This window comes from Vibrio sp. B1FIG11 (assembly GCF_905175335.1).
Classification (GTDB): Bacteria; Pseudomonadota; Gammaproteobacteria; order Enterobacterales; family Vibrionaceae; genus Vibrio; species Vibrio campbellii.
The window spans coordinates 1,065,567-1,091,177 of sequence record NZ_HG992752.1 but is presented as its reverse complement, the minus strand read 5'-3'; the positions used below and the strand labels follow the sequence as shown (position 1 = coordinate 1,091,177).

General features: G+C 45.1%; 19 protein-coding genes. 9 read left to right on the top strand and 10 right to left on the bottom strand.

Annotated features, from left to right (window positions below; genetic code table 11):
- Positions 1–64: 64 nt before the first annotated feature.
- The 4 genes from yciH to KHO06_RS21695 form a co-directional block, all read right to left on the bottom strand.
- Entirely contained in the window at positions 65–376 is a 312-nt protein-coding gene (gene yciH, locus KHO06_RS21710) for a stress response translation initiation inhibitor YciH (RefSeq protein ID WP_005531338.1), read from the bottom strand.
- A gap of 4 nt (positions 377–380) precedes the next feature.
- Entirely contained in the window at positions 381–764 is a 384-nt protein-coding gene (locus tag KHO06_RS21705) for a DUF3319 domain-containing protein (protein ID WP_005427077.1), read from the bottom strand.
- A gap of 128 nt (positions 765–892) precedes the next feature.
- Complete coding sequence (locus tag KHO06_RS21700; protein ID WP_050909946.1) at positions 893–1,882, bottom strand: D-alanine--D-alanine ligase; 990 nt, start codon at positions 1,880–1,882, stop codon at positions 893–895.
- Positions 1,883–2,032: 150 nt separating this feature from the next.
- Complete coding sequence (locus KHO06_RS21695) at positions 2,033–2,602, bottom strand: SPOR domain-containing protein (RefSeq protein ID WP_005427030.1); 570 nt, start codon at positions 2,600–2,602, stop codon at positions 2,033–2,035.
- Positions 2,603–2,838: 236 nt separating this feature from the next.
- On the opposite strand from KHO06_RS21695, the gene KHO06_RS21690 reads away from it, so the two are divergent.
- Positions 2,839–5,472: a bifunctional acetate--CoA ligase family protein/GNAT family N-acetyltransferase gene (locus KHO06_RS21690; protein WP_212583391.1), complete on the top strand. Its 2,634-nt coding sequence runs from the start codon at positions 2,839–2,841 to the stop codon at positions 5,470–5,472.
- A gap of 123 nt (positions 5,473–5,595) precedes the next feature.
- Here the strand turns inward: KHO06_RS21690 and KHO06_RS21685 are convergent, their stop codons facing one another.
- The gene (locus KHO06_RS21685; RefSeq protein ID WP_010644119.1) at positions 5,596–6,483 is read right to left on the bottom strand and encodes a LysR family transcriptional regulator; all 888 of its coding nucleotides are present in this window, start codon (positions 6,481–6,483) and stop codon (positions 5,596–5,598) included.
- 234 nt (positions 6,484–6,717) lie between these two features.
- On the opposite strand from KHO06_RS21685, the gene KHO06_RS21680 reads away from it, so the two are divergent.
- Positions 6,718–8,856, top strand: coding sequence for a TonB-dependent hemoglobin/transferrin/lactoferrin family receptor (locus KHO06_RS21680; RefSeq protein ID WP_212583390.1), 2,139 nt, complete (start codon positions 6,718–6,720; stop codon positions 8,854–8,856).
- Positions 8,857–9,197: 341 nt separating this feature from the next.
- Here KHO06_RS21680 and galE read toward each other — a convergent pair whose 3' ends face one another.
- Complete coding sequence (gene galE, locus KHO06_RS21675) at positions 9,198–10,214, bottom strand: UDP-glucose 4-epimerase GalE (RefSeq protein WP_005531327.1); 1,017 nt, start codon at positions 10,212–10,214, stop codon at positions 9,198–9,200.
- A gap of 54 nt (positions 10,215–10,268) precedes the next feature.
- Complete coding sequence (locus tag KHO06_RS21670) at positions 10,269–12,227, bottom strand: diguanylate cyclase (RefSeq protein WP_045376607.1); 1,959 nt, start codon at positions 12,225–12,227, stop codon at positions 10,269–10,271.
- Between the two features lie 285 nt (positions 12,228–12,512).
- On the opposite strand from KHO06_RS21670, the gene KHO06_RS21665 reads away from it, so the two are divergent.
- The 3 genes from KHO06_RS21665 to KHO06_RS21655 are packed head-to-tail and all read left to right on the top strand — an operon-like array spanning position 12,513 to position 14,883.
- Positions 12,513–13,268 (top strand): 5-oxoprolinase subunit PxpA, encoded by a 756-nt coding sequence (locus KHO06_RS21665; protein ID WP_212583389.1) that lies wholly within the window; start codon positions 12,513–12,515, stop codon positions 13,266–13,268.
- A complete protein-coding gene (locus KHO06_RS21660) occupies positions 13,268–13,951 on the top strand; it encodes a carboxyltransferase domain-containing protein (protein ID WP_212583388.1) in 684 nt (227 codons plus the stop codon). Before KHO06_RS21665 ends, KHO06_RS21660 begins: the two co-directional genes overlap by 1 nt.
- Positions 13,948–14,883, top strand: a complete 936-nt coding sequence (locus tag KHO06_RS21655) for a biotin-dependent carboxyltransferase family protein (RefSeq protein WP_212583387.1) — start codon at positions 13,948–13,950, stop codon at positions 14,881–14,883. The genes KHO06_RS21660 and KHO06_RS21655 overlap by 4 nt, the downstream gene beginning before the upstream one ends.
- 54 nt (positions 14,884–14,937) lie before the next feature.
- Here the strand turns inward: KHO06_RS21655 and KHO06_RS21650 are convergent, their stop codons facing one another.
- The 3 genes from KHO06_RS21650 to KHO06_RS21640 all read right to left on the bottom strand — a co-directional run bounded on the left by KHO06_RS21650 (position 14,938) and on the right by KHO06_RS21640 (position 19,873).
- Positions 14,938–16,371 (bottom strand): FAD-dependent oxidoreductase, encoded by a 1,434-nt coding sequence (locus tag KHO06_RS21650; RefSeq protein WP_212583386.1) that lies wholly within the window; start codon positions 16,369–16,371, stop codon positions 14,938–14,940.
- Between the two features lie 353 nt (positions 16,372–16,724).
- Positions 16,725–19,181 carry an FtsX-like permease family protein gene (locus KHO06_RS21645; protein ID WP_212583385.1) on the bottom strand — a complete coding sequence of 819 codons (2,457 nt, stop codon included), beginning with the start codon at positions 19,179–19,181 and terminating at the stop codon, positions 16,725–16,727.
- Entirely contained in the window at positions 19,172–19,873 is a 702-nt protein-coding gene (locus KHO06_RS21640; protein ID WP_005430709.1) for an ABC transporter ATP-binding protein, read from the bottom strand. Before KHO06_RS21640 ends, KHO06_RS21645 begins: the two co-directional genes overlap by 10 nt.
- On the opposite strand from KHO06_RS21640, the gene tesA reads away from it, so the two are divergent.
- The 4 genes from tesA (at position 19,872) to KHO06_RS21620 (ending at position 25,602) form a co-directional block, all read left to right on the top strand.
- Entirely contained in the window at positions 19,872–20,474 is a 603-nt protein-coding gene (gene tesA / locus KHO06_RS21635; RefSeq protein WP_038889230.1) for a multifunctional acyl-CoA thioesterase I/protease I/lysophospholipase L1, read from the top strand. The two genes, KHO06_RS21640 and tesA, sit on opposite strands and share 2 nt — an antisense overlap.
- Positions 20,475–20,557: 83 nt before the next feature.
- Complete coding sequence (gene fabV, locus KHO06_RS21630) at positions 20,558–21,757, top strand: enoyl-ACP reductase FabV (protein ID WP_212583384.1); 1,200 nt, start codon at positions 20,558–20,560, stop codon at positions 21,755–21,757.
- Between the two features lie 206 nt (positions 21,758–21,963).
- A complete protein-coding gene (locus tag KHO06_RS21625) occupies positions 21,964–23,874 on the top strand; it encodes an EAL domain-containing protein (RefSeq protein WP_212583383.1) in 1,911 nt (636 codons plus the stop codon).
- 72 nt (positions 23,875–23,946) lie between these two features.
- Positions 23,947–25,602 (top strand): ABC-ATPase domain-containing protein, encoded by a 1,656-nt coding sequence (locus tag KHO06_RS21620; protein WP_103414201.1) that lies wholly within the window; start codon positions 23,947–23,949, stop codon positions 25,600–25,602.
- Positions 25,603–25,611 lie beyond the last annotated feature (9 nt).

The window sequence follows — 25,611 nt, the reverse complement described above, 5'->3', positions numbered from 1 at the left end:
CAAACTGCAGATAAAAAAAGAGCGTCATAGTCGACGCTCTTTAAAATCTTTTGCTCAGTTTGAATTAACCACCGGCTAATTTTACTGTCATGCCTTTCTTTTCAAGATGTGCTTTGATCTTGTCACGAGCATCACCTTGGATTTCGATGTTGCCATCTTTTACAGAGCCACCACAGCCGCAAACTTTCTTAAGTTCAGCTGCTAGTAATTTCAGTGGTGCGTCATCCAAGTCCAAACCTGTCACGATGCAAACACCTTTGCCTTTACGGCCTTTAGTTTGTCGTTGAATACGAACAATGCCGTCGCCTTTAGGGCGTTCGACTTTTTCTTCTTCTGGTTTGATGCGACCAGTCTCTGTTGAATATACGAGTGTCATATTCTTATTTCTTTTGTTGTTGTGCTTGTAGCGCTTTTTGTTTTGCAACTAAATACGCTTCGATATGGCGTTGAATGGCAGGTTTGGCACCTTTTATCAACTTGCCGTTGAACATACAGTACCAAGCATTTGCCTCACCTGTATCGTTCTTTATCGTGTAGCCGTTAAATACTTCAGATTGTGGACTGCTGGTGCTTTGTGCTCTCTGACCAAGAGTCGCAAACTCTTTAGGGTCAATGATAGATGCAGTGTCACACCACCAATCTATGCTCTTTTTTACCGCCGTTAAACTGCCTTGTAGAACGTGGTTCTTGATCTTGACCTTCCAAACGGCACCGTCAGGTCCGCCTGATTGCAGGTTAAAACCTCTATAATTTGAAATTGCCATACCACTGAGCCATCTATTTAATGCTTTGATACAATCATAAATGCAACCGAGTAATAGTCAAAGTTTAGCACTGTGTCATTACTCAGTTATGCTTAGGTTTACCACAAAATGAACGACGGTAACGTTAGTTAGATTGCAGTATTAATACAATCTGCTAAGAACTCATGGAACTTGTGACCGTTGTTTTGTAGCATTTTCGGGAACATCGAGATTGGCGTCATTCCTGGGAAGGTGTTGACTTCGTTAAGGTAAATCTCACCATCTTCTGTTAGGAAGAAGTCGATGCGCGATAAATGACGTAAATTCATTTGCTTAAAGACGGTTTCCGAAGCAACTCGAATCGCTTCCACCTGCTCTTCTGTCAGGTTTTTCGCTTCTACTTCAGTCAGTGAATGGCTAGACGTGCTGTACTTCTCATCGTAAGAATAGAAGGCACCATCAGGCGCAATCACTTCACCAGGCTTAGTAATGTGTAACTCGCCGTTCATCTCATAAGCGGCAACTTCCAGTTCACGAGGTTTGACTGACTTTTCTACCAAGACTTGCTCTGAGTAACCAAATGCATCGTTCACAGCTTGGGAAACAGATTGCTTATCAGTGACACTGTAACATCCAACAGAAGAACCTTGACGTGCTGCTTTGACAAACACTTTTCCCCATTTATCAAACGCTTGTAACGCTTGTTCATGAGCTTGCTCATCGTTACGTGTTAAGAATAAGTATGGAGTGTTCGGAATGCCAATCGCATCGTACCAAAGCTTAGATGTGATTTTGTTGAAGCTGTTGCTGCTTGCTTCAGGGCCACAGCCTAGGTAAGGAATGCCCGCGATTTCAAACATAGATTGAATGTCACCGGTTTCGCCAGGGAAACCATGAATACAAGGGACAATGAAATCAACGTCTAGGCTTAGGTTGTCTGAACACAGCTTTTTCTGGTTAAGGTCTAAGTAAACCAATTCACCTTGGTTTGTTACCCAACCTTCATTTTTGATTTCTACGCGTGTAACGCTCACGTTTTCAATCAGATTCAGCTGTTGCTCTACAAAGTTTGCAGAAAGTAGTGAAATCTCGTGCTCTGAAGAGCCGCCACCGCATAGTAAAAGAATATTTTTAATCATGAATCAATCTTTCCGTGATCTCCAAAAGATACTATTCAGTATGATAAACCTTTGAGTAGTAACGTACAGTAATTTTACTGTGAGGAATGCTGTTCGAATAGGATTTGACCAAAGAAAAAAGGGAGCAAAACGCTCCCTTCTCTTGTTCTATTAATTTAGCTTGTTAAGCGTTGGATAAGCCGAGTTCTTAATGGCATCAATGCTCTTCACAAATGGCTTAAGCTGTTGGAAGTGCGTTGGCAATGTCGAGATTGCTTGCTTGGCTTCTGCACTTGTTGCGTAGTCACCGTAAAGTACTGAGAACCACTTAGTTCCATTTACCACTTTGTAGTTTTCCCAAATTGGCTGGCTGTTTTGTGGTAGCTGACGCGCAAACTGGTCGACTTTTGCTTGGCTGCCTACGGCAACAACTTGGATGGTGTAACCAAAGCGCTGAATGCCCGCTTGTTTCTTACTAGGCGGAATGATCTTAACTGGTTTCGCCTGATCTTTAGGTGTTAACTTAACGACCTTTTTCTCTTCAGGCTTCGCAGTCATTTTTACAACTGTTGGTTCTACGTCTTTCTCTACCACTGCGTTCTCAGACGACATAATTGGCTTTGAAATAGACTGAGATTGGTAGTCTTCTCGGTAGCTTTCTGACGTTACGTCAGTGATGTAAGATTCAGATGCACAAGCAGAAAGCAGTACTGACAAGCCGATGATTGCGATTTTTTTCATGAAGTAACAAACGCTCTGGATAAATATTACGATAAATCATGCCGATAGCAGGCTATTTTATCAAGCACCAAACACAATAAACTGTGATTTTGGTGTGATGAGCGACACAAACTCTGTACGCATGGTTTAGTTTTGCACCAATGTCTGGCTTGTTCATATTTAAAGAGAAGCTTATTCGTTTATGATTGTATGAGGAATGACCGACCGTTCTCGTCGTCGATGGCAAAGGAGTCACAATGAATAAGCTACAAAAACTCTTCAAACCGAATTCTGTTGCTGTGATTGGCGCATCTCAAAAAGCGCTGCGCGCAGGCCAAATTGTAATGCGTAATTTGCTTCAAAGTGCTTTTGGCGGCGCGATCATGCCCGTGACACCAAAATACAAATCGGTGTCCGGTGTTATTGCTTATCCAAACATTGCTTCCCTGCCCTATACCCCTGATATCGCCATCCTCTGTACTAATGTGGCACGCAATAAGAAGTTGCTGAAAGAACTGGATGAGCGAGGGACAGAATTCGCGATTGTTATTTCTGACGATGCCGAAAACATCGATGTTTCTGACTTAAACATCCGAGTCATTGGGCCAAACAGTCTTGGCGTTATTCTTCCTTGGCATAACTTCAATTGCTCGTTTTCTCCTGTTGCTGCGTTACCCGGCAAGATTGCTTTTATCTCTCAATCCGCGGCCGTTTGCACAACGGTATTAGATTGGGCGAATGACAAGAATATCGGTTTCTCCTCTTTTATTTCTATTGGCCAAGGACAAGATGTCGATTTTGCTGAATTGCTCGATTACTTGAGTATGGATGCAAAAACAGAGGCCATTCTTCTTTACGTGGATACGATTAAAGATGCGCGCCGCTTCATGTCTGCTGCTCGTGCAGCCTCTCGTAACCGACGCATTTTGGTTTTGAAAGCCGGTAAATCGACTCAGGCTAGAACACTGGGTGATCAAGACGTTGATTCGTTGGATGTGATTTATGACTCGGCGATTCGTAGAACCGGTATGCTACGCGTAGGTAACACCCACGAATTGTTTGCCGCTGTAGAAACTCTGACCCACTCTGTTCCACTCCGTGGTGAACGTCTTGCGATCATTACTAACGGTGGCGGACCTGCTGTTATGGCAGTGGATACGTTGCTAGAACGCGGCGGTAAGCTTGCTTCACTTGATGAGGTGTCTGCCGAGCAGTTGAGCACGGTATTACCAACCAACTGGCGCGGTGTGAACCCTATCGACCTTGCGGGCGATGCGACGAAAAAGCGCTATGTCGATACGATAAACACACTCATGAATAATGACTGTGCCGATGCGATTTTGATCATGCACAGTCCTTCTGCTGTGTCTGACTCTTTGGAAACCGCCCACGCGGTAATTGAAGCTATTCAAGCCCATCCGAGACACAAACACTTTAATATTCTGACTAATTGGTCTGGCGAACAAACCTCTCGGGAAGCTCGTCTTGCGTTCACTCAAGCTGGCATTCCTACTTACCGAACGCCAGAGAGTGCCGTTGTCGCTTACATGCACTTGGTCGAGTACAGGCGTAACCAAAAACAACTGATGGAAACACCAACGACGGCGGAACCATTACACTCTGGTAGTGTAAATTCTGCGCGCGAGTGGGCCCGCGAACAATTACTGGATAAAAACACAGCAACACTAGATACCCACCAATCCAGTCCATTATTTGAGCAGTTTGGTTTTCATATTCTCCCTACTTGGATCGCTTCGGAAGTCACAGAAGCCGTACATATGGCAGAGAACATCGGCTATCCGGTGGCGGTAAAACTTCGCTCTCCTGACATTCCTCATAAATCGGACGTACACGGCGTCGCGCTTAACCTACGTAACAGCCAAGAGGTCTCGAGTGCCGCACAAGCGATCTTAGACACCGCCAAGCTAAGTTACCCTACCGCGAATCTTCAAGGCCTTTTGGTGCAAGGGATGGCGAAGCTTGGTAGCGCCGAAGAGTTGCGCGTCAGTATCGCGGTGGACAAGGTGTTCGGGCCGGTGATCTTACTTGGGCAAGGTGGTTCAGATTGGAATATCACGCAAGATGCGGTTGCTGCCCTGCCTCCGCTCAATATGAACCTGGCACGCTACTTAATCGTCATTGCACTGAAATCAGGTAAGGTTCGATTACAGAAACATAAAGATGCGCTAGACATTACCGAACTGTCTAAGTTCTTAGTTCGTATCTCTCAAATGGCAGTTGAGTTGCCAGAAATAGAGAGGCTTGATATACATCCAGTACTCGTATCTGGTAGCGACTTAACCATTATTGATGCCGACGTAACATTGAAGCAATACAAAGGTGATGCGCAAGAACGGTTAGCGATTCGTCCTTTCCCTGCCGAGTTTGTTGAAACCGTCACATTGAGAGATGGCCAACCTATTCTGCTTCGTCCTATTTTGCCGGAAGATGAACCTATCCACGCAGAGTTCATCAATAGTGTCTCTAAAGAAGATCTGTACAACCGATTCTTTTCTGACGTGGGCGAATTTAACCATGAGGCGCTCGCTAATCTCACTCAAATCGATTACGACCGAGAAATGGCGTTTGTTGCAGTGGCGTTTGATGAGAACGGTCCTTCTATCATAGGTGTAGCGCGGGCGCTGATTACTCCGGACAACAGCGATGCCGAGTTTGCCATTTTGGTGCGTTCAGATTTAAAAGGAAAAGGTTTAGGCAAAGTGTTGATGCAAAAGATCATTACTTACTGCCAAGCGAAAGGCACAAAGCAGATGTCTGGTATGACAATGCCAACCAACCGAGGCATGTTGTCACTCGCGCAAAGTTTGGGTTTTGAATTGGATGTACAGTTCGCTGATGGTACTGCCGATATGATTCTTCCTCTCAACTAATTGAGTCCTATCAAGAGAAAGATCGGCATAACTGATTAAAAATAAATAAAGGGACGCTCAATCGCGTCCCTTTGTTGAGCGAACTTACTGTTTGCCTTGCAAAACTAAAATAAAGTTACAGCATCACTTTAATTTCCAATTCTTCTTTAAGTATTGAACGCACCATGATTTCGCTTCACCCATCGCGTTTCTGCGCCACGCAAGAATAATATCAACCGGCTGGTCTTCTGTACCTTCGATTCGCTTTAAGGCGCCACTTTCAATCAAAGGCTGAGCAATTTGGCTTGGGAGAGTGCCGATCCCCAATCCGGAAGTCAGTGCTTCCACTTTCGCGGGAAAGTTGGTGACGGTGAGCCTTGGCTGTTTCTGCATAACATTAATCGACATTGCTGGCTGCTCTCTTGCCGTATCCGCGATCGCAATCACTCGGTATTTCGCCCTCGCAGCATCATCGAAGTCACCACTCCGTTTATGTACATAGTGATCGGATGCAGCCACCCATACCATGCTCATTTTACCTATGTTTTCGGCCTTTACGTCCTGAGGTAAAGTGTCTAGCGGAGGACAAACGAGCAGATCTGCACGGCCTGCGTTGAGTGACTCCCATCCCCCCGCGAGAATCTCTTCTTGCAGTCTTACCCGCGTACTACTTACGTTGGCTAGCGCGTCGACCATTGGGAAAAAGTTTGAAATCGGAATAATGCCATCAAACGCGACCGTAATATCGAGCTCCCACCCATTAGCGAGCAAGGTGGCGTCATTAACGAGCTTTTCGCTTGCTTGCAGAATCGCCCTGCCACGTTCAAGTATCAATTTTCCCGCTTCAGTGAAATGTGCTTTGTGGCCTGAACGGTCAAAAATGTTGATATCAAGGTCTTGTTCAAGCTTTTGTATTTGATAACTGAGTGACGAAGGCGCGCGATCTAACTCGTTCGCGGCAGCAGCAAAACTTCCTCTTCTATCAATAGCATCAAGAATATGAAGTGCTTCTAAAGTGATTGGGCTCTGCACAGAAACTCCTATTTATGTGATAGCTATCACAGTAGTGGTGTTTGAGAAAAAATTAAAAATGTAGCTTCAACCAATATAACAGATTGATATTTAAAGACTACCTTTCCTATAGTACAAATTTTGACTTACAGAATTAACAATAAACACTAATTGTAATGATAGTAATTACCATTTAGATCCAATAAGATACCGCACGTTGTTATTGCCTCTTATGGATTTAAGGTATTGAAGCCAATGTATAAAAAATCAATTTTGTCAGCCTCTATTCTTATCGCCCTCTCCCAAGGTGCTTACGCTGAAGATACATCCACATTTAATGAAGTCGTTGTATCAGCAACTCGTACAAACCAAACTATGGATACTGTAGCAGCTTCTGTTGCCGTTGTTTCTGAGAAAGATCTCGAAGAGAACATGGCAAAAGATCTCAATGATGTATTCGAGTACACCCCTGGTGTTACGGTGAATGGCACTCAACGCCAAGGTGTTCAAAGCATTAACATTCGTGGCATGGAAGGCAAGCGAGTGAAAATCTTGGTGGACGGTGCATCTCAGCCAGGTGTTTTCGATGGCGGCCCATACTCTTTCATCAACTCTAGTGCGGTTACTGTAGACCCTGACATGCTAAAGAGCGTTGAGATCGTAAAAGGTGCGGCTTCTAGCTTGCATGGTAGCGATGCTATTGGTGGCGTTGTGGCGTTTGAAACCAAAGATCCAAGTGACTTCTTAAAAGATGGCAAAGACTTCGGTGGTCAAGCTAAGCTCTCTTACTCTTCTGAAGACAACTCATTTAGTGAGCATGTTGCTTTGGCAAAGCAGTTTGACAATGTTGAAGCATTGGTCGCTTACACACGCCGTGATGGCTCTGAACTACAAAACTTCGCAAAAGCCCCTTATGACGATTATTCAGTAACAGACCAAGATTACTACAAGAACGATTTGTTGGTAAAACTGCAGTCGCAACTTAATGACGATCATCGTTTAGAGTTTTTGGGTGAAGTTATTTACAACCAAACGGATTCAGACATTGCGAGTTCGTCTTACAAAAACTTCAATGCTGAAGACACAACCAAACAAAACCGTCTAGGTCTGAAACACATTTGGTTCGCAGATTTGGCCATCTCTGACACCATCACTTCTCAACTTACTTGGATCAGTAAAGAAGAAAATGGCGTAACAAATCGATTTAAAGAAGCCAGTGCAGGTCATCCACCTTGGGTTCCAGCAAACGGTGACAACCAGCAGAAGAAAGATTACGAATACACGGAAGATAAAATTGAATTTGAAACTCAGCTAGATAAAGAGATTCAAAACCACTACCTCGTGTACGGTTTATCATACAAACACAGTGACATAAGCAATACTAACCGCGAGTTTAACTCTGATCCTAGTACTCCAGACAAGGTTTATGTCTACACACCAGACGCGAAAGAACAAAGCTTTGGCCTGTTCCTTCAAGACGAAATCGCGTTGCTAAACGACAAGCTAATCTTAACGCCGGGTGTTCGCTACGACTACTTCTCTACCGATCCATCAGATACGTCTGACGAGTCATTCAAGAAGTTTAGTGACTCTGCATTTACGGGTCGTCTAGGTGCAACTTACAAAGTGTCTCAGCCAGGAACTGTGTTCGCTCAAGTAAGCCAAGGTTTCCGAGCTCCGTCATTTGATGAGCTTTACTACACGTATGACAACCCAGGCCATGGTTACACTAACCGCCCTAACCCAGATCTAGAATCAGAAAAAAGCTTGTCTTACGAATTGGGTTACCGTCATAACACAGCAGCATCGGCAACCGAGTTCGCGCTTTACTACAGCGATTTCACTGATTTTATTGTTCAAACATCAACAAGTAATGGCGGCTTAACAGAGTACACATTCATCAACATCAATGAAGCAACCGTAAAAGGTGTTGAACTGTCTAACAGCCTTGATTGGCATGCGATTGCAAGCCTTCCGCAGGGTGTTACAACGCGCGTAGCCGCTGCATACACTGAAGGTGAAGATGGCAATGGTAACCCACTTAATAGTGTCAACCCTTGGAATGCTGTGGCAGCGGTTAACTACGACTCGCCAAACGCGCTTTGGGGTACAAGCTTAAAAGTTAACTACACTGCGAAGAAGTCTGACAGTGATATCAACTCAGATGGTAATAATGGCGGAACTAAAGACCAAGTTGCACTACCATCAGCGACAGTTGTCGATCTAACTGCTTACTACAAGCCAATGAAAGACCTGACCGTTCGTGCAGGTGTGATGAACTTGACGAATGAAGAGTACTACTTGTGGAACGATGTACGTGGTGAAACTGAGCTAAGCCGTGACATCACGCAGGCAGAGCGTAACTACAACATTAGTGTCAAATACGAGTTCTAAGTGTTACAAACACAAAAAAGCCAGCATTATGCTGGCTTTTTTTATCCGTTTTCATTTCAAAAATGTTAAGAAAAGAATGAAAAATGAAAACTTACTGCTTTGCCATCTCTTTCTTCACCATAACTGCTGCTGCTACGATGAAAGCGATGATTAGACCAAGTTCCATGAACTACCCCGATAGTCTTGAAAAAATTTACGACCTAAATTAAGAGTCGGACATAGTTTAGCACTTCTATTTATTGAAGCTACCTTTTAACCAGTAATTTACGAATTTTTCCGATTTAGATCAAAAAAGGCGCAGAACTGCGCCTTTTTGTTAATAAAGTGTAAAGCTTAAGATTTTAAGCGTCTGGGTAACCTTGAGGGTTATTTGACTGCCAACGCCAAGTATCACTTGTCATCTCTTCAAGCGTACGAACCGCTTTCCAACCAAGTTCGTTAGCTGCTTTTGAAGGGTCAGCCCAACATTCAGCAATGTCACCAGGGCGACGATCCACCAGCTTAAACGGAACTTCTTTACCAGATGCAGCTTCGAACGCTTTTACCATTTCTAGTACGCTGTAACCGTTGCCTGTACCAAGGTTGTAAATATGAAGGCCTGCTTTGTTACCTACTTTGTCTAGTGCCGCTACGTGACCATCAGAAAGATCCATTACATGGATGTAGTCACGAACGCCTGTACCGTCTTTTGTTGGGTAATCACTACCAAATACTGATAGGAATTCACGACGGCCCACTGCAACTTGAGAAACGAATGGCATCAAGTTATTTGGAATGCCTTGCGGATCTTCACCAAGCTCACCCGTTGGATGAGAGCCAACTGGGTTGAAGTAACGAAGCAGCGTAATACTCCAATCAGGGTTTGCTTTTTGGAAGTCAGTCAAACACTCTTCTACCATCAGCTTGCTGCGGCCGTATGGGTTTGTCGCGCTTGTTGGGAAGTCTTCCATAATTGGCACAGAAGCTGGATCACCATAAACCGTTGCAGAAGAGCTAAATACGATAGATTTAACACCCGCTTCGCGCATTGCATCAACCAGAACAAGCGTACCGTTAACGTTGTTGTCGTAGTATTCCAGTGGCTTTTCTACAGACTCACCCACTGCTTTAAGGCCAGCAAAGTGGATAACGGCTTCAATGTTGTGCGCTTTCATTGCATCGACAAGCGCAGCTTTGTCACGAATGTCAGCTTCAATGAATACTGGTTTTACGCCGCAAACTTTTTCAATGCGCTCGAGCACGGTTGGTTTGCTGTTGTAAAGGTTATCGAGAATCACTGGTGTCATACCAGCTTCGATCATTTGAATACAAGTGTGGCTGCCAATGTAGCCCATACCACCCGTAACAAGTACTTTCATTTTATCATTCCTTCTGACGCGAATCGGGCTAGTCTAAAGGTTTCTAACCCGTTTTTAAACTGTATCTGGGGATTCGCAACCCATTAAAATTGCTTGGCCTTTACCTGCTTTCTTCGCTTGATACATGGCAGTATCCGCGCTCTTAAGAATTCTAGTCGCATCTCGTTCATTTACACCAACCAGTTTCACACCAATACTAACGCCAACTTTAAGTAGTGAGCCTCGGTATTCAATTGGCGAACAAATCGTCTCAAGCAACTGTTCCGCGATTCGTGTTACGACTTTTTGATTGGCAGGATTAACCAACATTACGAACTCATCGCCAGACAAGCGTGCGATTAAATCGCTGTGCCTCGTTGCACCAGTCATACGTTTAGCAACGATCTTGAGTACTTCATCGCCCGCATCATGACCATAAGTATCGTTGATACCTTTAAAGCCGTCCAAGTCGAGATAAAGTACCGCAAACTCGTCACGTAGATAGCCTGATCTTTGTACTAATTCTTCAAGCTCTAGATGGAACTTGGAACGATTCGCCAGTCCTGTTAACGCATCGTGATGAGCTAAGTACTCTAGACGCTCCATCTCTTTTGCACTTGAGAGGTCGGTTAAAATAATCACCATGTCATACGCATTTTGATCTTCGCTCTTAATGATACGATTTACTCTTGCGAACATGGGTATGAGCTGACCTAGATGATTCTTTTCAATGACTTCCCCTTGCCACATGCCATAGTTATCGATCGACTCGAGGATGCTTGGCATCATGGCTTGCAGTTTGCGCCAGCGAATAGATTTTATGAATGGCTTACCAACTAATTGGTCCGAATCCAAACCAACAAGTTTGGTCACTGCGGGGTTCACCATGGTAATGATGCCTTGATGATTCAGTACAACGAGTCCATCTTGACTGCTCTCAAACACACGCCCCGCGACACGCTGACGATTCATTGCTTCTTCAATTTCAGTAATATCTTGAATCACGAATAAAAGGTAGCCGTGCTTGCTAAGAAGTCGGCTCGTTAGGCTCAGCTGCTGTTCGCCTTCCCTATTTTCAAGGTGGATGTCATCGCACTCTAAGCCACGACTCAGAATTTGTCTGAGCTCATTTGGTGTTTTAGTCTGAATCAAATCACAAATGTTAGCCGTTTCTATACCATGGTAGGTCTTTTCAAAAATTCGATGTGTCGCCCTGTTGCAATGTATTACACGCCCTAAATTGTCAGTCACGATCAGTGCATCTTGAATAGAGTCCACGACTTCTTCAGCGAAGGCTTTACGGCGCTCTAATACTTCCAAGCTGTGCTTACGTTGTTTCTCCAATCTTTGTTGGCGATCGAGCATGAAGTTAAAAGAAGACACCAACTCACCGACTTCATCTTTCGCGCGATGCTCAATACGGCCACTAAGATGATGACCATTTGCTACGTCCTGAAGCGCACGATTCACTTCAATGATTGGTCGCAATACGCGGCGCTCTACACCAATGTAAAACACAACACTACCGACCAAAAGAATCGCCAAGAACAGCAGCCCATCTTGCAGAAGCGCATCTCTCACTTCCATCAGAGGTAACTGGGAAATAGTGACCCGTATTGTACCGACAACCTTGCCGTCATGAATGACAGGTTCTAATACATAAAGAAAGTGCGCCGAAAGAGCGTAACCCACCTCATGCAGACGACTACGCTCTGTCACTGTCGGCGAAGGGAGCGTCGCACCATCCAAAGTAAAGATCGCAAATAACTGATTCTCTTTGTCGTAAAGCTTGACGCGTGATACGTTTGGCTCCTCCAAGAAATCAGCCAAGATCAATTGTGCTTGTTGCTTGTTCTTTGTTGCGAGCGCATCTTTAATTGAATGAGAGACATCGTTGATGAGAACCTTGGTTTGATCAACCAGTTCATGTTTCGCGGATTGATAAGTAATGTATGACGTGTAACTTTGAGATGTAACAAAGATGACCGTGATGAAAGCGAGAATCGGCCATATTAGCTTTGCTCGTAATGACATATATATTCCTGTCGCAGAAAGCAATCAAAAGACCAAAAGGATTGCTATGCAAACTATCACACAAAAAGAAGAAATAAGATTAACACGACATGCAATGAAATAAACCTGAAATTCTCAGATATTAGACTGATCAGTCATGAATTTCTTGAAACTTCGGATCATTTCAAAGAACTGATGATCTTTTCATCGTTCTATCAATAACCTTCTGCTCGAAAAATGAAGTTAGTCACTGAACTTAAACGCATTTTCCTGCATTTTTAAGCATACTTTGGACTTTATAAACGTATGACATTGAATAATCAGCAACTGACACTAAATTGCGACATGGGTGAAAGCTTTGGCGCATGGAAAATGGGCGCAGATGAGTGCGTGATGCCTTTTATCGATATGGCAAACATCGCTTGTGGTTTTCATGCTTCTGACCCGAATGTCATGCACGATACGATTACCCTCGCCAATCAACACGATGTAGAAATCGGCGCTCACCCAGGCTACCCAGACCTACAAGGTTTTGGGCGTCGCAGCATAAAAATGACCAACGACGAAATCACTAATATGGTGATTTACCAAGTCGGAGCTCTGCAAGCTTTGTGCAAAGCGCAATACACAGACATTGGCTATATCAAACCCCATGGTGCGCTGTACAACGATATGATGCAAAGTGATGGCGTTTTTCTTGCCGTCGTCAAAGCTGTGGCGCTGTTTAAAGTGCCGTTGATGATTTTAGCCTCCAAAGAAAACGAAAAGTATCTCGAAATTGCTGACGATTTCGATGTGCCATTGCTGTTTGAAGCCTTTGCCGATCGTCTCTATCAAGATGATGGAATGCTCACACCAAGAACGCAGCCTAATGCAGTATTAAACAGTGAACATGCCATTTTAGAACAAGTAAGAATGCTGGCAGAGTCTGGTCGGGTAAAAACCGCTTCTGGTCAGTACATTCTTCTAGAAGCCGACACAATTTGTGTCCATGGGGATAACGACGAATCCATCGCTCTCGTTCAAAAGATTCGTCAAAGTCTCTACACCGGAGGAAATTAATGAATCAAGGGCAGTTTTCTATCTCTCCCATTTCTGAATGCAGCATCTTAATTCGATTCGACGACACCATTACTGTCGAACATATTGGTGAATTAGCGCATCAGATTGTCGATAAGCTCAAACTTATTGTTATGAACGTGGTTCCTTCTTATCGAACCATATTGATCGATTACTTGCCCTTTAGAATTCAAGAAACCACGATTCTGCAGGAGCTCAATCAAATCGTCAGCCGGTTTGATGTCCAGTCAATGGCCAACAAGCAACCGAACTATATTTCCATCCCCGTTTATTATTCGCAAGAAACCGCTCTGGATTTTGCGCGCTTCGAACAAAACGGATTATCGATGAATCAACTCATTGAGTTACATACTAAACCGATTTATACCGTTTCGGCGATTGGATTTGCCCCTGGCTTTGCTTTTCTCTCTGACGTAACTCAAGAGCTGCAAATACCAAGGCATCAAACACCTCGAACACATGTTCCTGCGGGCAGTGTTGCCATTGCTGACAGTAAAACCGCAGTCTATCCAGCAGACAGCCCTGGTGGGTGGAATATCATAGGCCGCACGCCAATTTCGCTATTCACTGATACCCCTCCCTTCATTCCATTTGAGGTGGGTGACAAGGTCACGTTTGGTTCGATATCCAAGCAGGAATTTGTGAATTTAGGAGGCGTTTTATGAGCTTCGTAGGTTTATTGGTAGAAAAGCCAGGCCCGCTCTCTTTGATTCAAGATTTCGGTCGATTCGGGTTAGCACACATCGGTATCACTCAAAGTGGTCCAGTCGATGATTACGCTTACAGTTGGTCTAACCATCTTTTAGGCAATCCAGTTAACTGCTCTGTGATCGAAATTACATTGGGCAATGCGAGCTTTAAGGCCCTAAGCGATTGCCATGTGGCGATTTGTGGTGGTGACCTTAATGCAACGGTTAATGGGGAGCCCATTGCCAATTGGTCTGACTTTTGTCTACGTAAAGGCCAAACACTCAAGTTTGGTATCGCGAGGAATGGCCTTCGTGCTTACTTAGCAGTTAAAGGCGGCTTTGATGTGCAGACACACTTAGGAAGTACATCCACCGCCGTACGAGAGTCGTTGGGTGGTCTAACGCAAAACGGCGAACCGCTGAAAGCCGGAGATATGATTGGATTTGAACCGCATACACTTCCCTCATCAAAATCGAGGCAGATGACGTTCCGATTCAAACCTGATTACAACTTACCCTTAACGCTTAGGGTTATCGAAGGCTATCAGTACGAAGATTTTGCTCAACAATCGATTGATGACTTTTATTCAACTAGCTTTACCATCTCCCCCAATTCTAACCGCATGGGTTATCGTCTTGAGGGCGAAGCGATACAGCCACCTTATGATGGGGTGCTTTCAGAAGGTATTGCGCTTGGCTCTATTCAGGTTCCTAACGACGGGAACCCCATCATATTATTGAACGATCACCAGACCATCGGTGGTTACCCTAAATTTGGCTGTGTGGCGAGAATTGACTTACCACGATTAGCGCAAGCCAAACCGGGACAAGAAGTGCGTTTTGTTCGCGGAGACAGACAAGGTCTGCAAGATGTGTGGTGCCAATGGGCTCAATTCTTTGGTTATTAGTCAGAGAGTCGAGCCCAGATTGAAACACACCAAATTGAAAAACAAATGTGAGCGTTACATGCCGTAACGCTCTGCAAGTGCTTGAGGGTAGCCGCGTTCTTGCGTCAGTTTAATCGCAAACTGTTCTACTTCTTTTTCACTCCAATGCACAGTGACCGGGTGTTGCGTTTCAACATTAGATTCAGGCTCAACCCCAAACCAATGTTTTGCCATCTTTTGTGCGGCAAGTAAGGTAGAAGAAGCCTTAACAACTTCGATTCGAGCGTAGTTATTCTCTTCGAATGTCACGTCAGCGGCACGCAATACAGGATCGGTTCCCGGGATTTGCTGCGCACCAAACAGTGCTTTGCCACCCTTAACGGCATTTTTGTATTCAGGAATAAACTGAGCCATATGCTTAATCGCATTGCCCGTACGCTCATCTAGGATTTCTTGTCGCCAACCATTTCGGATCTTAGACAACAATCGTGTAGGCAGCTCAGGCTGTGCAGAAGTGTTAGAGCTCTCCACCAAGCCGTCATCAAATAATGTGATGCCTTTTGTCATACCGTGCAATTGGAAGTAACCGTCACCATAAGGCGTTAATTGAGCCATGCCTTTATCGGTACCCCGAGGGCCATGGAAGATCACTTCTGGCCACTGCTGCGTACATTCATTCCAACGCGTAACGTAAGCCGCCTTAAACTCAACCAATCGATCGCGTTTCACGCCAATAGCGTCATCCACTGCACCAGTTTCAAAACCGCAAGCATTGATTAGGTAGTCACAGCTCAAAAGCTGATACTTATCGTCTTTAAGATATGTGAGCGCCCAATGTGAACCATCCCAATGGGCTTGCTTAAGTTCCGCTTGAGTCAATACCTCAACATTAGAAAGTTGATCTAGCGTCATATTCGCTACCGCAGCTAATCTGAACACGCTCCATCCGTATTCCTGAACTGCGACGACCGGATATTTAAGAGCTTCCAGATCGGCGTGTTGAGCAAACGGAATACACCATTCATCGATGCTCTTTGGGCTTTGCGGTTGTGTTTGCTGCGCCAGCGCAAGAAGTTCTGCTTTCGAGTACAGCTTGTAGTACTCATCGGGCTCACCAAGCACTTTGTTATCAGGCGCTTGTTGAACGAGCTTTTGATACGCCGATTTGATGACCTCTAAGCGTGGTAACAACGCTTCCGGATCTCCTCCATCAGAATGTGGAACCGCGATTAAGGTAGGACGGACATTCAGTGAATGCGGATACAAACGAATCGTATCGATAGACTGAGCCAGAAGATCCAAGCACTGTTGCTCGGAAATCTCTCGATAAAGGTTACCACCAGCATGTAAATGACAAATTGGAGGACCATTGACCAAAGAGACGCCTTTTTCGATTACGGAGACTTTGAAACCTAACTCGGCAAAGTGAATGGCTGCAGTTGAACCCGCAACCCCACCACCGATAATAGCGATGTGTTTATCTTTACGATTTGGAAACTCAGACTTCATTGCTTCACTGAAAATTTTATAAGGAGAAATCTTTACTTAGTGTGATTCTACTCGGGTTTGAGCATGATTAAAATCACAAAAAGTTCATGGGTTTGCATTTGTTAACGGTGTACGAAAAAAGTTACTTTTGAGAGCAAAAAATTTCCTAAAAAAGTGCTTGACGAGGTTGTTGGGAAAGCCGTTTTTTCTACCTGTGTGAATAATATTTTAACGCTAACACCCATGGCATAAAGCCTGCGGAAACACCCCACTTTACTAACACTTCAGTTATCCCAAAAGTTATCCACCGTTTTTGTGGATAACTAAAATAAAAGTGTCATGGAGTGCTTCCACTTGCTGCGAAACAAGGCAGACTAAGTGTTTACCGGTGTTAACAATCTTTTTATAAGACTCATTACTACGAGTGCTAACACAGAGAACGTGGCTACTGGTAAAGCTATCCACAATTCAGGGTGAATCTGTGGACTAAGTTGGAAACCATACTTCATTACTGCTGCTACACACGCTTCTGCGGCAAACACTGCAACACCACTTGCGACAAGCGCCATAATCCCATATTCAGCCCACAACGTCGTGTTGATACGTTTCTTACTGGAACCTAGGGTTCGATAGAGTCGAATCTCTTCCTGACGCTGAGATAAGCTCAAACGTAATAGTGTAAATATCAACAGCAAACCCGCAACGACACCGAGAAGCGCCAAAATGGTAATCGCTGATACTATCTGTTGGATAAGTTGTTGGATTTTGTCACCCATGGTTCGAATATCGAGCACTGATACCGTAGGGTGAGCCCGAGACATTGAAGTCAGCAGAGCTTCATTACCATCGTCGATTCGATAGCTGATCAAATAAGAACCCGGCAAGCTTGCCATAACATCTGAAGAAAAGATGAAGTAAAAGTTTGGCTTCATATCTCGCCACTCGACATGACGAATGCTGTCGACGGTAGCATCGAAGTTCTGACTGTTAATCACAAAACGCAGTTTGTCACCCAGATCAATACCAAGTTCGTCCGCGACTTGTGCCTCGACAGACACGCTTGCTTTGTTCGTCCAAGAGCCTGACAGGATTTCATTGTATTCTGGCAACGCATCCCCCCATGTTAGGTTTAACTCTCGGCTTACTGCATCAGAACCTTGACCTTGAGATTTTATCTCTTTGACACTCACATCGTTAATTTCGGCAAGTCGACCACGAATAATTGGGAAAGCCTGTGACCTTGTCACGCCATTTTTATCCAATGTCTCAAGGTAGCTATCGAGCTCATAGTCTGCAATATTCAAAGCGAAAACGTTGGGAGCATCCGCTGGTAGCGTCCTCGCCCAATCAGCAAGGATATCGCTGCGTACAAGCCAAATAATAGAGAGCAACATTAATGACAGAGATAAGGCGCCAAACTGCAAGCCACTCGTCACTGGGGTTCGGTTAATTCGACTTAAGGCGAGCTTCATCGCGGGCTTTGTCGATATTCGAGCAAACAACTTGGTAAGCATGACACTCACGACGGCAAGCACAACAAACAAGGCAGCAATGCCTGCAAGCACAATCCACACTAACGTGTTATTTGCGTATAGAATCAGCAATGGCACCACTGGGACCAGAACTAACCACATGCGCTTCCAAGAACGCTTACCAGAACCTTGCTGCAGCACTTCTAACGCAGGCGTTTTTATTAGACCAAGCAAAGGAATACCAAGCGCTGGTACCGTAATAAGAACGGCTGAAACAACAGAGATTAAAACCGGAGTGACGCCGTAACTAGGAAGTGGATTTGGGAGAAGATCTTTGAGTGGAATTCGCAACAAATATTCCAAGCCGCTACCCAATAACAGGCCAACGATGCTCGCACTCACCAACAAGATTGTGACTTGAATCAGTAACCATTTTTCAATCCAACGACGACTTGCACCCAAGCTCTTCAGCATCGCGATGGTTTGAGTTCGGCTGTTTACGTAACTTTGGCAAGTCAAAACCAACGTCGTTGCCGCCATAATGATGACGATCGCAACTGTTAGCGAAAGATATTGAGTTGTGCGCTCGAACACTTCATTACTGCGACTTGCCGTATCTTGCGTGCGCCAGCGATCACTCGGAGAGAGTTCAGTATTGTCTTGAAGTTGAGTCAGCGTTGTATCATCACCTTTGAGGAACAGGCGATATTGCACACGGCTGCCAACCTGAATGGCGCCCGTTTTCTCAACGTCACTTTGGTGAATATACGCCGAAGGCATTTGTTGGAAAGGGTTGAAGCTCAGTCCAGGTTCCATCAATACGGCACCAGAGACCGTGAAATCAGCATCGCCAATAGTGACAATGTCACCTTTATTCACATCCAACTGCGCCATAATGCGCTCGTCTAGCCAAAGTTGGTTTGCCTTCACATGGCCTGACGAATTGCTGTCGAGAACCAGATCGCCCATCAATGGGTATTGCTCATCAACGGCTCGAACGGAAATCAGCTGCATCCCCGTCTCGCTGAATGCCATCGTCGCAAAGCGCGTCATGGTTGAGCGTTCTAGTTTATCTGTCGCAGCAATAAGTGCATCAGGAATGGGGTTAGCGGAAACAAATACAGCATCGGCGGTTAATGCATCTTTGCCCTGTTTAACGATGACCTGCTCCATTCGCTCCGCCAAAGCAGAGAGCGCGAAGATGCTGGCAATCACCAAAATCAATGCGACGCTGATCGGCCACAGGTTCCCTTGACGTATTTCCCCCAAGCTCCAACGCACTAGGCTTTTGTTCGGAGAATGCTTCGCCTTTTGGTTGCTTGGCGCCGAGTCTTGTTCACTAGAAGAGATCACGGACATGTCACCTCCTCTTTCAATTCTCCGGCTTCCATTCGATACACTCGATCACAACGGCTGGCTAAAAGGCTGTCATGCGTAACTAAGATTAAGGTCGTACCGTGCTGTTCGTTCAAGTCAAAAAGCAGCTCAATGACTTTCTCGGCGGTTTGGTGGTCCAAATTCCCTGTTGGCTCGTCTGCAAACAACAGCTCTGGCTGAGTCATGAAAGCACGAGCAAGGGCAACCCTTTGTTGTTCCCCCCCTGATAGCTGACTTGGTAAATGGTCTAAGCGTTTTTCTAGGCCTACCGCAGTCAGCAAATCCTTTGCCCTTGAATCATCTTCAGCCTCACCACGTAAAAGACAAGGCAGCGTTACGTTGCGCAGAGCAGTTAGGCTCGGGATAAGAAGGAAGCTCTGAAACACAAAGCCCAACGAGTCAGCGCGAATCTTTGCACGTGCTTCGTCGTCCATTTTGGAGAGTTCATGACCGAGCAACGTAATCTCACCCGACGTTGGTGTGTCCAAACCGGCAAGAAGTGTCATTAGCGTAGATTTGCCCGCGCCAGATGTGCCGACGATGGCAATTCTTTCACCCTTTCTAATGTCAACATTTACATTTTTAAGGATTGTTAATTGTTCTTGATTAGTAGAGACTTGTTTAGAAACCAAATTCGCTTGAACAATAGGTGCGTTAAGTACAGGTGTTTGCATGATTCGTATACTTTCCTTAGTTCTCTTTTTCTGCCTTTCCGCTACAGCCCATGCGAGCGAAAAGCTACTTGTTTTGGGCGACAGCCTAAGCGCTGGTTATCAAATGCCTATTGAGGAGAGTTGGCCTAGCTTACTCCCAGACGCGTTATTAGAACATGGCCAAGATGTAAAAGTTGTAAACGGTAGCATCTCTGGTGACACCACAGGCAATGGCCTTGCACGGTTACCTTCTCTCCTTGAGCAGCACACGCCCGACTTGGTTCTGATTGAGCTTGGCGCTAACGATGGCCTGCGTGGTTTCCCACCTAAACTTATTACGTCAAACCTATCGAAAATGATTACCATGATCAAAGATTCTGGTGCGGATGTCGTCATGATGCAAATCCGCGTTCCACCAAATTATGGTAAGCGTTACAGCGATATGTTCTACGACATCTACCCTAAACTGGCAGAACATCAGCAAGTAGCACTAATGCCATTCTTCTTAGAGCATGTCATCATTAAACCAGAATGGATGATGGACGATGGCTTGCACCCAAAACCGGAAGCTCAACCCTACATTGCTGACTTTGTCGCTCAAGAATTGGTTAAACATCTCTAATTTTACTGGTCTAGCTCAATAAGTTTTACCTAACTTTACGTTACCCTAACCGGTATCTTATTCACCAAGGTTAGATAATAACAATGCAAATAGAACCGTTAATTCAGGGTGTTGTAGCTCGCTCGGCACACCCGTATGGGTGCCGCGCTTCCATCAAAGAGCAAATTGAATACGTAAAACAGGCACCACCGATCAAAAATGGCCCCAAGCGCGTTTTGATTATTGGTGCCTCTTCAGGTTTCGGCTTAGCCGCTCGCATCGCCCTTACATTCGGCGGTGCAGAAGCAGACACGATCGGCGTCTCTTTTGAACGCGGCCCATCAGACAAGGGCGTTGGCAGCGCAGGTTGGTACAACAACATCTATTTTAAAGATGAAGCCACTCATCATGGCCGTACTGCGGTTAACATCGTAGGCGACGCCTTTTCTGATACTGTTCGTAACCAAGTGATTGAAGCGATTGAAACCTACTTCGAAGGTGAAGTAGATTTGGTGATTTACAGCTTGGCGACAGGTGTTCGTCCAAAACCAGAATCCGACGAGTTCTGGCGCAGCGTCATCAAACCTATTGGTGAATCGGTGACGGGTGCTTCTATCATGCTTGAAAACGACCAGTGGGTTGAATCAACGCTCGCTCCAGCGACAGAAGAAGAAGCGGAAGCAACGATTAAAGTGATGGGCGGTGAAGACTGGGAGAGTTGGATCGACACACTGATCAACTCAGAATCGGTAGCCAAAGGTTGTAAAACCATCGCCTTCTCCTACATGGGACCGGAAGTAACACACCCTATTTACTTAGATGGCACGTTAGGTCGCGCAAAAGTGGATTTACACCAAACCAGCCATTCATTAAATATCAAGATGGCAAACTTTGGTGGCGGAGCGTACGCCACTGTCTGTAAGGCCTTGGTAACTAAAGCGAGTGTTTTCATCCCAGCTCTCAGCCCTTACCTTCTGGCGCTATATCGTGTGATGAAAGAAAAAGGCACACACGAACGTTGTATCGAGCAAATGCAACGTCTGTTTACGACCAAGCTTTATGACCAACCAAAAGTGCCTGTCGATGGCGAACGTTTGATTCGTATCGATGATCTTGAATTGGATCCTGAAGTCCAAAAAGAAGTGTCGGCTTTGTTAGAGCAAATGAACGCGGACAACTTTGCCGAAATCGGCGATTATGAAGGCTTTAAAGACGAATTTATGAAGTTAAATGGCTTCAACTTTGAAGGTGTCGATTACACTCAGGACATCTCAATGAAAACGCTTAAAGCATTGAAACCGTAAACTGCCTCCCAACTCTGACGTCTCACTCCTGAGATAGTGCCAAGTATTTCAAAGTCCTGAAAGGTTTTCGGGACTTTTTTTTGTCTGAAGTTCTCGTCCCCCTATACTTAATTTAAACGAATGGTTAAATAACAAGTTCATCTAACAACAAATAGAAAAATGACGCTTGTTCACAGGATGTGGACCAACGGGAAAGGACTGCCTTTATGGGTACATTACAAACACTAGATTACGAGATACCCGAATCGATGCGGAGAAGTTGGCAAAATATCGTCAATCTCCTAGCCCGCATTGCCGATGTACCCACCACGCTGATCATGCGAATACACCCCGATTACATCGAAGTAAACACCTCCAGTGAAACCGAAAATAATCCTTACCAAGTCGGCGACAAAGAAACGCTCGGGCACGGTCTTTATTGCGAACATGTTATTGAAAACAAATGTGAGTTATTAGTCCCAAATGCGCTGGTTGACGAACATTGGAAAGATAACCCAGACATCAAGCTCGGAATGATCTCTTATTGCGGGCTGCCGCTGTATTGGCCGAACGGAGAAACCTTCGGCACCATCTGCATGTTGGATGCGAAAGAAAACCAGTACAACGACACCTACCGAGAACTTCTCGCCTCTTTCAAAGAGTCTATCGAAGCGCAGCTTGCCGTCGTTTTTCAACAACATAAGCTTGTCCGATTGAATAACGAACTTAAAAGCCGAGTTGAGACCCGCACTACTGACCTTGCTCAGCTTAGCTACTCTTTGACAAGAGAGATAGACCGCCGTAAAGCCGCCGAGAAGCAAGTCAGTTATCAGCAGACTCACGATCAAGGGACAGGCTTTTTGAATCGGGCAGCACTCGAACAAGTGTTAGACCAAACCTTGGATGGCATTGATACTGAACAACACTCTTTAGTGGTGATTAATGTCGGCTTTAGCAATGCTCGAAGCATACAAACGAAATACGGCTTCGAAGCCTTTGACGAGGTATTGAAAGAGTTTCGTTTTCGCCTTGGCCACACCGAATCCAGCTATTTTGTCACAGGAAGACCAAGCTCTAACGACGTCGTTATCATCGTTACCGGCGAAAACATAGAAACGAAAGTACAGCACCTCCTCGACGACATTAATCATGTCAGTTTGGGGGATTTTTGTATTGAGGACAACGAAGTCCACCTTCACTCTTATGTGGGCGTTGTGCAAGCTCATAAAAACAGTTACGCGAAACAGTTACTGCAAAACGCGTGTTATGCAATGTTGCTGTGTAAAGAATCCGGAGAGTCCTATAGCTATTTCTGTGAAAGCCAATCCCAAGAGCTAAACAATCACAACCAACTTGAGAGCTACTTACTGCAAGCGGTTCGTAACGACGACTTAATGCTGTACTTCCAACCGAAAGTCCTCCCACATACACATAAATGGATTGGTGCTGAAGCACTACTACGTTGGCGCCATCCGGTGCTGGGCGATGTCTCTAATGAGGCCCTAATTCACATGGCCGAGCAAAATGGCTTAATCTTTGAAGTCGGTTCGTTTGTACTTCGCACGGCAATAGACAAAGCTAAGCAATGGTCTGAGCTGGTGGATAATTTTAAGATTGCTGTGAATGTCTCACCTATCCAATTGCAAAACGTTAACTTCGCAGAGCAGATTGAACACCTATTAGATACCTTTCACCTACCCGCACACTTCCTCGAACTGGAAGTCACCGAGAGCGCGCTCATTGCCGATGAGGTTGTTGCACGTAATACATTGAATAAACTGCACAAACTTGGAGTGACATTGTCACTTGATGACTTCGGAACGGGTTATGCCTCTTTCAGTTATTTGAAAAAATACCCGTTTGATGCAATTAAAATTGATAAAAGCTTTGTGCAACAAATGGAAAAATCTGACGACGACAAAGCCATCATCTGCTCTATCATCCACATCGCCAAAAAACTGGAACTTCAAGTGGTCATTGAAGGGATTGAGTCCACTCAACAAGAGCAATTTTTGATTGGTGAAGGCTGCGATATTGGACAAGGCTTTTTGTACGGTAAGCCAATGCCTTGCAATGAATTTGAACAAAGTTTGTTTAATCAAAACCTATTAGGTGGACAATACACCTATTCTTCCTAAGCATTTCCTTTACTCTGCTGGCGGTGGTTTCTATAATCGCCGCCCGCTTCCAATAAAAAGGCCATTATCTTCATGGATCAGTTGACTGCCACGCTTAAGAAAATCGAAAAGCAGAACTATCGCGCATACCAACAAATCAAAGGTCAGTACGACTTTGGTGATTTCGACTTGTACATTGATTACGTACAAGGTGACCCGTACGCATCTGCTTCTCGCCTACGTGCTACTCGCGCGTGGTCTTTGACCGGTCTTGAATGGCTTAAAGATGAATCCCCTGCATTCCAACGCGCGGCTCGTGACTTTATTGCTCGCAGTTTTGATGAGTTTGCAAAACAAGAGAACGCCGTTTCTATCTCTCTAAGCGGTCAAACCGTTCTAGATAACACTGCGGTGCTTTTCACTGAAGAAGGCATTGAGCTTCGCTTCCGCGTGAATTTGCCAGCTGAAGGTCGCTCTGTTCTTGGTAAGAAAGCGAACAACATTTTGACGTTCTACTTGCCGAAGTTTATTCGTCGCGCAACGCTGGAGCGTGAGCTGAACAAAGACGCGTTGATAGAACACTGTAAAGTGGTGGAAGATCAAGCGTCACTGCGTGAACAATTAGAAGCAAATAATCTTGTCGCTTTCGTTGCGAATGGTAGCGTGCTTCCACGTATTGCCGGTAACTGCGATCTACCGATGAAAGATGCGGTCGAATTTAAAGCGCCAGAGTCACTTCAGGTTACTCTACACGCACCAAACAAAGGCTATGTAACCGGTTTGGGCATTCCAAAAGGCATCACCTTGATTGTTGGTGGTGGTTTCCACGGTAAATCAACGCTACTGAATGCAGTAGAACGTTCTATCTACGATCACATCCCTGGCGATGGTCGTGAATACATCGTAACAGATGCGAATGCGATGAAGATCCGTGCGGAAGATGGTCGCTGTGTTCATCACTTGAACCTATCGAACTACATCAACCACTTGCCAATGGGCAAAGACACGGCGGATTTCTCTACACAAGACGCGTCGGGTTCAACTTCTCAAGCGGCTTGGCTACAAGAGTCTATCGAAGCAGGCGCAAGTTCACTGCTTATCGATGAAGATACGTCAGCAACTAACTTCATGATTCGCGACGAACGTATGCAGGCGTTAGTAGCAAAAGGCGACGAACCCATCACTCCATTGGTTGATCGTATTGGTCAACTGCGTGACGAGTTAGAAATCTCTACCATCATCGTTATGGGTGGCTCTGGTGACTACCTAGACGTTGCGGATACGGTTATCCAAATGCACGACTACCAAGCGGTTGATGTAACAGAAAAAGCCAAAGAGGTTATCGCTCAGCACCCTAGTCAGCGTCATAACGAATCAGAAGAGAGCCTACAAACGTTCCGTCCTCGCGCGCTGAACCGTGTAGCACTGATGAACATTCTGACAGATGGTAAGTTCCGCGTGAATGCAAAAGGCAAAGACTCTCTTCGCTTCGGTAAAGAGTTTACAGACCTGAGCGCACTTGAGCAGCTGGAGTCCGCAGATGAAGTCAACACCATCGGTTGGCTATGGTTCCAAATCGCGCAACTTCCTGGTTGGTGTAACCACCCAGCGAAAGAAATTGAAGACATGCTATCTGGCGAATGGTACGCAACACTGCCGAAACAAGGTGACCTAGCAAAACCACGTACATTAGATGTCATGGCGGCACTGAACCGCATGCGTAAGTCTCAGTTCAAACCTTCTCGTTAATACTGAGCA